Source organism: Dyella koreensis (assembly GCF_044904565.1).
Lineage (GTDB): Bacteria > Pseudomonadota > Gammaproteobacteria > Xanthomonadales > Rhodanobacteraceae > Dyella_D > Dyella_D koreensis.
Genome location: NZ_JADIKD010000012.1, coordinates 557,566 through 571,216, shown reverse-complemented (window position 1 = coordinate 571,216; position 13,651 = coordinate 557,566). Strand labels below are relative to the sequence as shown.

Below are 13,651 nucleotides of genomic sequence, written 5' to 3'. Positions count from 1 at the left end.
GTCCGCGAGATACCCATGCCCTCTCATGCCGACGATAAACTGACTTTGCGCCATGTCTTTACGAGAACGCGCAACGCCTTTCGTTTCTATGCCTCGGGGCGTCCGCCCAAGCAGGCGCAGCGAATGGGGAAGCTCGCCCAAAGAGGACTGAGCCCTACCATCAGGGCGGAGCTGAGGCAGTTGCGCAATCCATGGGCGCGCTGGGCCAAGCATGGGGGAGGGGGATCGCCCGCCATACGCGTGAAGTCGCATAACTTACTGACCAGCCGGGCGGGTGCCGTGCCGACCTTCGTCGGCACCGGCCTGGACGAGAATATCGCCACACGCTTATTGAAGGTGCGCCCCAACTGGCTGGGCATTCGCAAAAGGCAAGCCCGGGATCTGTTCAGTGCTCGCTCGCGCACGGCCGATCTGGTCTGGCACAACCCACCGCCGAATCCCGCGGCGGTACCGGGGAGCTGGCAACCCATCGCGGGACATACGCCTTCGATCAAGTCCGCGGCGGTCGGCGGAACCACGGGCGCCATCACCGAAGGCCACGGCAATGGCCGGCCGGGCAGTGGGCGCGACGGTGCCCGCGAGCTGGCGGTGACCCGGACCGCGCAGGATGCGACGTCGCCCGAGCGCTTCCGCGACACGACGGTGATGGGCACGCTCGCGACCATCAAGTACATGTCCGATCCCTCGACGCGTCTCAATCTGGCCAAGCCTCACGTGCAGGCGCTGCCGACGGCACGCTTCGCGGCCCTGACCGGCAACAACGACCTGCGCCAGCCGGCGACGTTCGACAGTCTGGTCGAACATGTGCAGGAAGAGCGCGAACGCAAGAAGTGGGAAGTCGGGTCGGTCATGCATGGGGACAACCGTCTGCAAGGCATGGTGCCGCCGGTGATCCGCAGCTATCTGGACGCGCACGGCAACCAGCCGCATACCGCGATGGAGGCTTATCGCCACGACCTCCATAACGCCTGGATCAAACCATCGGTCAATACCTCGGCCGAGTCGGATACGCGCGACCTCACCACGAAGTCGCTGCATCAGATGGCGACCAAGACCAACACCACTGGGCGCCGCCAGCGCTCCCTCAGCGATGCGCGCGAGCTGCCGGTGGTCGCGCCGCCCAATAGCCGGGGGCACTGACCGGTCGCTCCGATACCGGCGTTCAAGTTCCAACCGATCCGGGTCGCATCGAGGGCGATCCATTACCGATGGAGATTTGCGTTATGCCGAAACGAAACTGGACCTGGGCAGCCGTCAAGGAAGGCAATACCACCGTTGGCCGCGTGAATTATTCGAGCTCCGATCGCACCAAATATCGTGCCTTCAAGACCGAGGCCAACGCGCCGCGGGATGCCACGACCAAGTTCGGTCATCGCCAGGTCAACCATGCCGGAGGCAGCATCAAGAAAGCATACGCGTCGGCCAAGTTGCGCCAGCGACCGACCAATTCAGCCCGCGCAGCGCTGGCAGCCATTGCCGTACTCAATCCGGGCTACAACCCGGTGCCCGCCAACAAGTCGCATCTGATTCCCGACAAGTTCGGCGCTCCGAACATGACGCAGAATCTCTCCAACGAACGCGAATCCATCAACCTGAGCGGCCACAAGCTCATCGAGAACCGGATCGGCCGGCTGATGACGGCGGCGAGCGGCGGCAATACGCATCACGCCACGATCAGGGGCGGCATCGTGGTGAGAGAGACGTTCGACGCGGCGGGACAACCCAAGGGCCGGCAGTACATGGTGAGCATCAAGAACCGGACGACGGGCAACCGCACGTTCCACAAGCTCACCTTCAATCGTTCATGAGAAGCCGCGGCGCGGCGGGAAACGCTGCGTTCGTCGATCAGCGAAGCACTACTACGCGCAGGAGTCACGCATGCCCAAGGACAGCCTCAGAACCCGAGTGGCGAACAAGTTCGCCGAGGCCAACCGCACCGGTGCCACGCCAAAGGTCAGTGGGCGCGAGCAACGCCTCGTCGATGACGTCACGGCCAAACTCGCCAAGGCCAACCAGTCCGGCAAAAGCGCGGAGATCCCCAAGCGCTGGGCGCCCGTGGTGGCGCGCGTGGCGCGCACACCGCAAGCCGGCTTCACGCCGGAACTGCTGCGGGCGCAGAAGCAGAAGCTCAAACCGGTGGAGGAAGTACGCGTGCACGGTGAGCTGGATAACGTGCACGTCAAGCGCACCGCCGGCCAGGACGCCGGCTCGTTCGTGGATTTGGCGGCCGACGCGCGGCGCTCCATGCACACGTTGATGAGCAAGCCGGGCGGCAACCAGATGATGAAAGAGCTCGATGCGCGCGTCACGCAGAACCGCGCGCATGCCGGCGACCAGGCCAAGGTTTACATCCGCGCGCTCAAGCCCGGTGACGCTTCGAACATGAATGCGCCACACGCGACGCCGGGCGTGGAAGAGGGTTATCGCTTTGATGGCAAAGAAGGGAAGGGCTGGGGCAGCGAGGTGCGCATCAACGCCAACGAGGCCACCGCCAACCGCTTCATCGGCCTCGGTCACGAAATGGTGCACGCACACCGGCTGGCCCACGGCAAGGCGGTCGGCGTTCCTCAGCTCAACCAGGCCAACCATCCGTTGTTCAACGATCCGATCTCGCAAGGGGCTGACGTCGAGCGCGGCAAGAACGCTGGATTCGGCAAACACCTGATGGAGGTGGTCCAGACCACCAACCATCTGCAGGAGGAGTTCGAGACCGTGGGCCTGAGTAAGACACCCCGCGGCGCATTCAATCCGAGCGAAAACATCCTGCGTGCCGAGCACGGGTTGCCGGCGCGTACCGATTACTCGAAGACGAAGCCGGGCCACATGGATGAGACCGTCGCGAAGGTCGACGAGTTGTTCGACAAGCGTTCCGGCATTACCAAAGCCTGGCACGGCATCTCGGGCGGCAAGCCGCCGACGCCAGTGAGCGACATGATCAAGCGCTACAAGGATTGAGGACTCTGGTCCTGCGTCATTTCAATCATCCTCGTCGAGGACATTTCCATGCCCAAGATTAAAGGCAGCACTTCCTGGGACAACGCGATCGCACCGCACGTGAAGGGGAGCGGCGCCTCACAAGCGGGCTTCCAGTCCAAGAAAGGCATCAAGACGGTCGGACCGAGAAGCTATAGCGGTAACCGCGAGCGGCAGCTGTTCCGCCAGGTTTCCACGCGGCTGTATTTCCACGCCAGGAACAAGGCGAAAAAGAAGGGTCTCGACAACCCGGTGGAAATCCAGATGATGCGCGCCGGCACCAACATCTTCATTGGGAGCAACGAGGACGATACCGCGCGCACCATCCACAAGACGCTGTCCTATACGGACACGACGCGCAAAGCCCTGGTGGACAAGAGCTACTTTGCCACCAAGAAGTCCGCCGGCGGACGCATCACCAGCCGGCACGCCAGCAAGCTGGAGTCCCGCATGTTCGACAAGGGCGGGCAGAAGAAATGGGTGAAAGGCGGCAAGGGCGCGGATGCGGCCTCGCGCACGGCAGCGGCGTACTCCGCCAACCTGCTGCGGGACAAGGAGCCGGAGTATCTCGACATGACCGACAAGAAGGCCGTGAAGCAGGCCTTCAAGAGCACGGGCAAAGTCTTTGTCGTGCACAGCGACCGTACCCAGGAGGGGCGCCATGTCGAGGAGAAATTCATGGATCTTCTGGAGACTAGCGGACACAAGACGCGGACAGTCATCGGCGGCAAGATGCGCCCCTGTCTGACCTGTTCCGGCCGTATGGGCCACGTCAAATCCGAAGGTCACGACGTGGATTTCGGCAACGAGCCGGGCAAGATCTGGAAGAGCCGCTACGAATCCCAGCCCAAGGAGGTGCGTAAGTCGACGGCCAAGCTCGCGCAGACCAAGCACACGTTCAAGTCGAAGGCGGGGTTTGGTTACGACGCGGAGTCGGATTCGGATAGTGATTGAGTCGTTCCTTTGCGAGCCTGTGCGGCTCCCCGACATTATCAACAGCCATTCGGCCATCTATTCACTTATATCCCTCCGCATTAGGAGCGGCGTGCGCATCACCGGATGTTTATCGCTCGGCGTTTTTTGCCGGCTCCTGAAGTGGGGTTGAGCAACAAGCGTCGGTTTCTGCATGGGCGACGCCGCCGGACGGCATGGTCGGAATGACCCTGCGTTACAAGGTGCCGGCGCGTCATTATTTATTAATGACGCCGTGTGCTGCGGACTTAAAGTTCGCAAGCCAATTCAATGGATTGGTGATTCTCGGCGGGCGCCATTTCAGGCGGCAAAATCAAGTTGGAACCGAGTTCACATTTCAAGTCAGCCATCGCGGGCTGGCACTTGCAGTTTCATCCGGGGCGATACGTCGAGCCGTTTTCGATCGAATGCCGACACCACAAGAACTTGCGGCTTGCAAAGTCGGATGCGTTGTTTAAAGAATCTATATGGAGGGGGCACTCACGTATTTTGTTCACCGCACGTGAAGGCGCGGGCATCCAGCGCCATCCCTGTCGTACCAGTCATCGTTTTCCAAGGATTTGACACGCCGTTCGTGTTTTCGCGAAACGGCGTCCCTCAGTTTTTACAGGAGTACGCATGTCTACCGGTTCGCGCTTGTCGGAAACGTTGTACGAAGTGGTGGTGAATCAGGAAGGCCAGTATTCGACCTGGCCAGTGTTCAAGGCATTGCCGCAGGGGTGGGCGAAGGCGGGCAAGCAGGGGTTTAAAGCGGCTTGCCTCGAATTCATTGGCGCCACCTGGACTGACATGCGTCCGACATCACTCGACGCTAGCGTGCGCCGTTAGCGTCGCCGAACGTTTCGTTTTGCGTTCCGGATGACCCCGACGCGGGTCGTCCATATGCCCCTGAGGGGAGGGGAGTTGGCTGCAGGGTCAGCCATGGATTCCGTATCCGCTCGGTCGTATCCACGGCTGGGGTGCGGAGCCATGAGCCAGTATGGATGCGTCGCTCGTGAAAACCGTTCTTTCGTTCGCAGGGCAGGGGTCTCATCACGTAGGGATGGGCCGTGAATTGTTCGAAGGCGACGCATGCTTCCGCGCAAGCATGCTGCACGCCGACCGTGTCGTGCGCGAGCGTTGCGGCGAGTCCGTGCTGGCAGTGCTGTTCGCGCAAGGCGTCGCCGCGAACGTTCCGTTGGCACGCCTGCTGCACAGTCACGTCGCCATCTTCATGGTGGAGTACGCGCTCGCGACGTCGCTGCTCGAGCGCGGTTTGCGCTTCGATCTGGTGCTGGGCGCGAGCCTGGGTACCTATGCCGCGGCCGCCGTGGCGGGATGCATCGACGCGGACGACGCGCTGCTGGCGGTCATCGAGCAGGCGCTCGCCGTCGAAGCGCACGCCGACGCGGGGCGCATGATCGCAGTGGTAGGCGAACCACGGCGCTATCTCGATGCCGAACTGCTCGCCCTGTGCGAAGTCGGTGCGCGCCACTTCGACACGCATGCCGTGCTTTCGCTGCCGGAAGCCAACGGTGCGGCGGTGGAATATCTGCTGCGCCATCGCGGTATGGCATTTCAGGAGTTGCCGGTTGCGTTTCCCTTCCACTCCCGCTGGATCGATGCGGCGCGTGCGCCGTACGAGGCATTCCTGCGGAGCGTGACGACAAAGGCCGGCCGCGTGCCCGTCGCCTGTTGCGCAGCGGGTGATGTATTGCACGAGTTTCCGTCGAACCATTTCTGGTCCGTCGTGCGCGATCCCATCCGCCTGCCGGAAACGCTGGCGGCGATCGGCGCGCCGGAAAGTTATCGCTACGTCGACGCCAGCCCCGCCGGGACGATGGCGACGCTACTGAAATACGCGTTGCCGGAGGGAGCGGACATCCGCTCGATCATGTCGCCTTCCGGCGGCGATCTCGCACGACTCGATGCATTGGCGGCACCGCGAACGGCCACGCGGCCGGTGCGGAGCAGACAGGTACGTCATGGACAGCTACCGGAGTCACGCAACATGAAGGCAGTCATTTTTCCAGGCCAGGGTTCCCAGTTCAGGGGCATGGGCAAGGAGCTTTTTCCGCTCTTTCCCGAGCAGGTGAGGCATGCGTCGGAAATCCTCGGCTATTCGGTGGAAGACCTCTGCCTCCACGACCGCGATGGCTTGCTGTCGAAGACTCAGTACACGCAGCCGGCGCTGTACGTGGTCAACGCGTTGCATTACTACCGGGCGCAGGCGACCCAGGGCGATGGCGGTAGCGCGAAGGCCCCGGCGTTCTTCGCCGGCCACAGCCTGGGCGAATACAACGCCCTGCACGCGGCGGGTGTGTTCTCTTTCGAGACGGGCGTGCGCCTGGTGCAGAAGCGCGGCGAGCTGATGGGGCGCGCGAGCGGCGGCGGCATGGCCGCGGTGCTGGGCCCCTCGGCGCAGGAGATCCGCGGCATGCTCGACGAACATTGTCTGCACGCCGTCGACATCGCCAACCTCAACACGCCGACGCAGACGGTGATTGCGGGTGACCATGAGGCGCTCGCCGCGGCAGCGCAATTGTTCGCGCGGATGAACCTGCGTTACGTGCCGCTGAATGTCAGCGCGCCCTTCCATTCGCGGCACATGCAACCGGTGCAGGCGGAGTTCGCACAGTTCCTGCGCGGGTTCTCCTTCGAGGCGCCCAGGATCAGCGTGATCGCCAACGCGACCGCGCGGCCGTACGACGGCAGCCGCATCGCCGATACGCTGGCCCGGCAGATCGCGAACCCGGTGCATTGGGTGGACTCGATCCGCTACGTGATGGGCAAGGGCGAGGTCGAGTTCCAGGAGCTGGGCGCCACGATCCTGTCGAGGATGGTGAACGAGATCCGCAGCACGCAGACGCCGATCTTTGACGATGCGGAATTCGCTGCCGAGGAAGACGAGCCGATCGCCGTAGCCGTGCCGTCCGTCGTCTCCCGCGCGGAGGGTAGCGGCATCCAAGTGGAGACCCGCGTCGCGGAGCAAGACGCCTCCTCTGTGATCGAAGCGGCCTCGCTGGGTAGCGCTGTATTTCGCCACCGCCACGGCGTGCGCTATGCCTACATGACGGGCGCGATGTACCGGGGCGTTGCCTCCGCGGAACTGGTCGTGCGGATGGGCAAGGCCGGGTTCCTCAGTTTCTTCGGCGCCGGCGGTCTGTCGCCGGCGAAGATCGAACAGGCCATCGTGCGCATCCAGTCGGAGCTGGATGCGGGGCAACCCTATGGCATGAACCTGCTGGCGAACTACGAGTATCCCGCGCAGGAAGAGGCGGTGGTCGAGCTCTATCTGCGCTACGGCATCCGCAACGTGGAAGCGGCCGCGTTCATGCAGATGACACCCGCCCTGGTGCGCTTCCGTGTGCAGGGGTTGCAGCGCAACGCGCAAGGCGAACTCGTCTGCATGCACCGGGTCATCGCCAAGGTGTCGCGCCCTGAAGTCGCACGGGCCTTTATGAGTCCGCCGCCGAAAGCGATCGTCGACCGGCTGCTCGAACGCGGCCTGGTCACGGCGGAGCAGGCCGCCTGGTCGCAGTCGATTCCGATGAGCCACGACGTCTGTGTCGAGGCCGATTCCGGCGGCCATACGGATGGCGGCATCGCGGCGGTGATGTTGCCGCCGCTGCTGCGGCTGCGCGACGAACTGCAGGCCGGGAACGCCTACGCCGAACCGATCTGCATGGGACTGGCCGGCGGCATCGGCGGACCCGAGGCCGCGGCGGCGGCCTTCCTGCTCGGCGCCGACTTCATCGCCACCGGTTCGATCAACCAGTGCACGGTGGAATCGGGCATGAGCGCCGACGGCAAGGCGCTGCTGCAGGCGATGGACATCCAGGACACCGAGTACGCGCCGGCGGGCGACATGTTCGAGATCGGTGCGCAGGTGCAGGTGTTGAAGAAGTCGGTGTTCTTCCCGGCGCGGGCGAACAAGCTGCTGTCGCTCTATCGCCATCACGAGAGCCTGGACGACATCCCCGAGCGCACGCGGCGGCAACTGGAAACCACGTTCTTCAGGAAGACCTTCGACGAGATCTGGGCCGAAACCCGCGCCTACTTTCATTCGGCGGGCTTGCCGCACGAGATCGCCAAGGCCGAGGCGAACGCCAAGCACAAGATGGCCCTGGTGTTCCGCTGGTACTTCGCCTACTGCACGCGCATCGCCATGGAGGGCAAGGGCGACGACCGCGTCAACTACCAGATCCAGACGGGCCCCGCGCTGGGTTCGTTCAACCAGTGGGTGAAGGGAACGGCGCTGGAGCCGTGGACCGCGCGCCACGTGGACGACATCGCTGTCCGTGTGATGGAAGCGGCGGCCGAGCATCTCAACCGTTCCTACGCGCGGCTACGCCGCGGCTGAAATCAGACATCGGCATAGGCACAGGAAGGCACGAGCATGAACGTCGATCAGATCCCGCAAAGCCATCCGTCCACACCGCCAGCCACGGCACGCGAGGACATCGCCATCGTCGGCATGTCATGCCGCTTCCCGGGCGCCGAAAACTACGCGCAGTATTGGCGCAACCTCAGCGAGGGACGCTCCAGCGTTGGCGAAGTGCCGGCGAACCGCTGGGATCGGGAGGCGTTCTATTCGGCCGACGTGAGCGAGCCAAACAAGTCGACCAGCAAGTGGGGCGGTTTCATCGACGGCGTGGAGTACTTCGACGCCGATTTCTTCGGCGTGTCCCCGCGCGAGGCGGCGGTGATGGACCCGCAGCAGCGCATCATGCTCGAGCAGGCATGGCATTGCCTGGAGGACGCCGGCTACGACCCGCGCGCGTTCAGCGGCACCCGCACCGGCGTCTACATCGGCGTCTTCACCTTCGACTATCGCGACCACCTGGGCCGCGCGCTCGACGCGATCGAGGCGCATGTCGCGACCGGCACGCATACCGCCCTGATCCCCAACCGCATCTCCTATTTCCTCAACCTGCACGGCCCGAGCCTGCCGATCGATACCGCGTGTTCGAGTTCGCTGGTGGCACTGCATAAAGCCGCTCACGCCATCCGGCGCGGCGAATGCGAGCAGGCGCTGGTGGGCGGGGTGAGCGTGCTGTGCAGCCCCACGCATTTCATCTCGTTCGCCAAGACCGGCATGCTCTCGCCGGACGGCAGCTGCAAGACTTTCGACGAGCGCGCGAACGGTTATGTGCGCGGCGAAGGCGCGGCCATGGTGCTGCTCAAGCCGCTGGCGAAAGCCCTCGCCGATAACGATCGGATCCTCGCCGTGCTGCGCGGCTCGGCCATGAATCACGGCGGCCATGCGCGCACGGTCACCTACCCGGGTTCGCTCGCGCAGTCGAACGTCATCGCACAGGCCCTGCGCGAAGCCGACGTGCCGGTGGGTACGGTGAGTTACGTGGAGGCGCATGGCACGGGCACACCCAAGGGCGATCCGATCGAGATCGAGGGACTGAAGATGGCCTTCGCCCGCGTCGCCGCCGAGCGCGGCGAGGTGCTCGATGAAGGCTCCTGTGGCATCGGCAGCGTCAAGACCAATGTCGGCCACCTCGAAGCGGTGGCAGGGATGGCCGGCCTGATCAAGACCATCCTGTGCATGCGGCACGGCGTGTTTCCGCCCCTGGTGCATTACCGCAAGCTCAATCCGCGCATTGCGCTGGATGGAAGTCCGTTCTTCATCGTTGACGCCGCCCAGCCCTGGGCGACCCGCACCACGGAGGATGGCCAGCCGGTTCCGCGCCGGGCGGGCATCAGCTCCTTCGGCTTTGGCGGTGTGAATTCGCACGTTGTGGTCGAGGAATACCTCGGCGGCAACGCGCCAGCCGACGCGGCGCCATCGTCGCGCGAGCCTGTACTCATCGTGCTTTCCTCGAAGACCGCACCTGTGTTGCGCGCGCGTGTGCGGCAGCTGCTCGATGCGCTCGCTTCCGGCGACATCGGCGAGACGGACCTGGCCGACCTGGCGTACACGCTCCAGCTAGGGCGGCAGGCAATGGCCGCGCGCCTCGCCACGGTGGTCGATGCGGTGGTGACGCTGCGCGACCGGCTGGAGACGTGGCTTGCCGATGATACGAACGACGGAAGCGTCTTCATCGGCGAGCTCACGGCCGAGGCGATGGCATCGGCCGCCGAGGCGCCGCTGGCGTCGCCCGATATCGATCTTGCCGCGACGGCGCAGCGCTGGGTGCGCGGCCAGGCTTTCGATTGGGCCGCGCTGCATGTGTCCGGCCGGCGCCGGCGCCTGGCCTTGCCGACCTATCCGTTCGTCCGGGAAAAGCACTGGGTCGAGATGAAAGCCGCCCCCGGCGTGCAGGCGGCGATCCATCCGCTCGTGCATGGCAACACCTCGAACGTCGCAGGGCTTCGCTTCACCAGTCGCTTCACAGGACGCGAGAGCTTCCTCGCCGACCACGTCGTTCTGGCGCAACGCACATTGCCGGCCGCAGCTCAGTTGGAGATGGTGCGCTGTGCGGCGGAACTCGCGTTCGCCACCGCGGGCGCTTGCCGCGTGGAGAACGTGGTGTGGCTGCGCCCCTTCGTGGTGGAAGACGAGCCCAGGGAATGCCACGTCGCACTGTTTCCCGAAGATGACGGACGCTTCGCTTTCGAGATCTACGACGATCTCGGCGACGGTACCGTCTATAGCCAGGGTGAGGTGGTGAAGCAGGTGTCCGGCCTGGACCCGGTCACCCACGACCTCGCGTCGATACGCGCGCGTTGCGGTCGTCCCCGTCGTGATGTGAACGCGTACTACGCGTTGTTCGAGCGTGTGGGTCTCGCCTACGGCCCCGCGCATCGCTCGCTGGGCGAACTGCTCGTCGGTGAGACAGAAGCGCTGGCGCGCATCGTCCTGCCCGAGACGTCGACATCGTCGCAAGGCGATTACAGCTTGCATCCCAGCGTGCTCGACGCGGCGCTGCAAGCGACCGTCGCCTGCCTCGTGGAGCAAGGCGCCGATGCCCGGCTCGCGCTTCCGTTCGCGCTCGCATCGCTGGAAGTCATGGCGCCATGCCATGCCGACCTGTGGGCGGTGATCCGCCGCGAACCCGGTCATCGCCCGGGCGATGCGCTGAGCCGGTACGAGATCGATCTGTGCGACGACGCCGGCACCGTATGCGCGCGCCTCGGCGGCTTCTGCCTGCGCGCCGTGAGCCAGGCCGACGAGGAGGCGACGCGGACGGCGTTGCTCGTGCCCGCGTGGCATGCGCAGCCCGCGATGACAGGGACGAGTGGCCATACGCAACACGTGGTGATGCTTTGCGTCGCCGCGCCGTCGGCCGATATACAGCTGCGCTTGCACGGCGTGACCTGCATCGACGTCGACGAGGACGACGATACGGCGCGGCGTTACGAAGCCGCTGCCGCGCTGCTGCTGGAAAACATCCAGGCCATGGTCCGACAGCCGGGGCGGCACCTGATTCAGGTCGTCGTGCCGCAAGCGGGCGGAGGGCAACTCATGGGTGGCCTCGGTGGCCTGCTGCGCACCGCGCAGCGGGAGAACCCACGCATTGCCGGCCAGGTGATCGAGGTCGAGACGGGGCAGGACATCGCCCAGGCCATCGTCGAGAACCGTGACAGCCTCGCCTCGCGCATTCGTTACGCGGAAGGCGTGCGACAGGAATCGCACTGGACGGAAGCCGCACCGCCATTGGCCGCGAACTCACCCTGGAAGGCGGGTGGAACCTATCTCATCACCGGTGGCGCGGGCGGTCTGGGCAGGATTCTTGCGCGCCGGATCGCTAACGTGGCGATGGGCGCCACGCTGGTGCTCACCGGTCGCTCGCCACGGACTGACGCACTGGACGCCAGCTTCGCCGATATCGCGGCAGCGGGCGCCACGGTGCGCTATCGCCAGCTCGACGTAGGCGATCGCGAGGCCGTGCTGGCGTGCGTGCGCGAACTCGCGGCGATCGCCGGTGGCCTCAATGGCATCGTTCACGCGGCGGGCCTCCTGCGCGACAGCCTGATTGTGCGCAAGACCCGCGACGAACTGCGCGACGTGCTGCGCGCTAAAGTCGCGGGCACGCTGCATCTCGACGAGGCCAGCCGCGAGCTGAAGCTCGACATCTTCCTCTGCTTCGCCTCGACCTCCGGTGCGCTCGGCAATGTGGGGCAGGCCGACTACGCGGCCGCGAACGCCTTTATGGATGCCTTCGCCCGGCAACGGGCGGAGCGGGTCGCCGAGGGGTTGCGCCATGGCCGCACGCTGTCGGTGGACTGGCCGCTATGGGAAGAGGGCGGCATGCGCGTCGACGAGGCGACGCGCGCGGACATGACCGCGCAGACCGGCCTGGTACCGTTGCGCACCGCCAGCGGTCTCGCCGCGCTGGATCAGGCCATCGCGATGGATGCGCCGCAGATACTGGTCGCCGAGGGTGCGATCGATCGCTTCATGGCTTCGCTCGCGGACGTTCCGTTCATGCCCTCGGCATCGGCCGGCGAGCCCGGCGCACCATCCGACGATCTGCGCGACAAGGCCGTGCGCTATTTCGTCCGGCTGCTGGCCGGCACGCTCAAGCGGTCGGTGGACAGCATCGATGCACGGGCGCGGATGGAGGCCTACGGCATCGATTCCATCTTGGTGATGGAACTGACCCGTTCGCTGGAACAGGTCTTCGGACTCTTGTCCAAGACGTTGCTGTTCGAATACCAGACCATCGCCGAGCTCGCTGGGCATTTCCTCGACGAGCATCGCGACCGGATGATCGAGTTGCTTGGTGAGGCATCGCAGGAGGCGCCGGTAGCGTTCACGCCCCACGACGCGGCCGTGTCTGTGCAGGCGCGCCGTCCCCGCTTCGGCTCGAAGCAGGCCACGCGTGTGGATGCGGCACGAGCGGTGCCGGATGCGCCGGCGGACGCCGTGGGCGAGATCGCCATTGTCGGCGTGGCCGGGCGCTATCCGCAGGCCGCCGACCTGGAAACCTTCTGGGCGAACCTGAGCCAGGGCAAGGACAGCATTACCGAGATTCCGCCCGAACGCTGGGATTACCGCGATTACTACGACGCGGACCGCGACGCGCCGGGCAAGACCTACGGCAAGTGGGGCGGTTTCATCGACGGCGTGGATCGTTTCGATCCGCTGTTCTTCAATATCTCGCCGCGCGAAGCGGAGCTGATGGATCCGCAGGAGCGTCTGTTCCTCGAATGCGTACACGCCACGCTGGAAGACGCGGGCTACACGCGCGAAAACGTGGCCGACGATGGCAACGTCGGTGTCTTCGCTGGCGTGATGTACGAGGAGTACCAGCTTTACGGCGCGCAAGAGCAGGTACGGGGCAACCCTCTCGCGGTGTTCAACAGCGCAGCGTCCGTTGCCAACCGGGTCTCCTATTTCTGCAACTTCAACGGTCCGAGTCTGGCGCTGGACACGATGTGCTCGTCGTCGCTGACGGCGATTCATCTGGCCTGCCAGGCGATCCAGCGCGGCGACTGCGCCGTGGCCGTGGCCGGTGGCGTGAACGTGTCGATCCATCCGAACAAGTACCTGATGCTGGCCCAGGGTCGCTTCATCTCGGGCAAGGGGCGCTGCGAAAGTTTTGGCGAAGGCGGTGAAGGCTATGTGCCGGGCGAGGGCGTAGGTGCGGTGTTGTTGAAGTCGCTGGCGCAGGCGCAGGCTGACGGCGACCACATCTATGGCGTGATCCGCGCCACCGCGGTCAATCACGGCGGCAAGACCAACGGCTACACGGTGCCGAATCCGAACGCGCAAGCGAAGGTGATCGAGCGGGCGCTGCGCAGGGGCGGTGTCGATGCGCGCGCGATC

The 13,651-nt window shown here is 65.0% G+C and carries 7 protein-coding genes (1 of these 7 cut by a window edge); all 7 read left to right on the top strand.

What is annotated here, in order from left to right; translation table 11 throughout:
• The first annotated feature begins 240 nt into the window (after positions 1-240).
• Positions 241-1,140 carry a hypothetical protein gene (locus ISS97_RS17490; protein WP_379983315.1) on the top strand — a complete coding sequence of 300 codons (900 nt, stop codon included), beginning with the start codon at positions 241-243 and terminating at the stop codon, positions 1,138-1,140.
• Positions 1,141-1,223: 83 nt separating this feature from the next.
• On the top strand, positions 1,224-1,808 hold the full coding sequence (locus ISS97_RS17485; protein ID WP_379983316.1) for a hypothetical protein: 585 nt from the start codon (positions 1,224-1,226) through the stop codon (positions 1,806-1,808).
• Between the two features lie 70 nt (positions 1,809-1,878).
• A complete protein-coding gene (locus ISS97_RS17480; RefSeq protein WP_379983317.1) occupies positions 1,879-2,955 on the top strand; it encodes a M91 family zinc metallopeptidase in 1,077 nt (358 codons plus the stop codon).
• 48 nt (positions 2,956-3,003) lie between these two features.
• Positions 3,004-3,927: a hypothetical protein gene (locus ISS97_RS17475; RefSeq protein ID WP_379983318.1), complete on the top strand. Its 924-nt coding sequence runs from the start codon at positions 3,004-3,006 to the stop codon at positions 3,925-3,927.
• A gap of 636 nt (positions 3,928-4,563) precedes the next feature.
• Entirely contained in the window at positions 4,564-4,773 is a 210-nt protein-coding gene (locus ISS97_RS17470) for an MbtH family protein (protein WP_379983319.1), read from the top strand.
• Positions 4,774-4,939: 166 nt separating this feature from the next.
• Complete coding sequence (fabD, locus tag ISS97_RS17465; RefSeq protein WP_379983320.1) at positions 4,940-8,287, top strand: ACP S-malonyltransferase; 3,348 nt, start codon at positions 4,940-4,942, stop codon at positions 8,285-8,287.
• Positions 8,288-8,323: 36 nt separating this feature from the next.
• A protein-coding gene (locus ISS97_RS17460) for an amino acid adenylation domain-containing protein (RefSeq protein WP_379983321.1) crosses the window boundary here: on the top strand, positions 8,324-13,651 show its 5' end (the start). It continues 26,745 nt past the right edge of the window; 5,328 of the gene's 32,073 nt are visible here — the first part of the coding sequence; the start codon lies at positions 8,324-8,326; its stop codon lies off the right edge, out of view.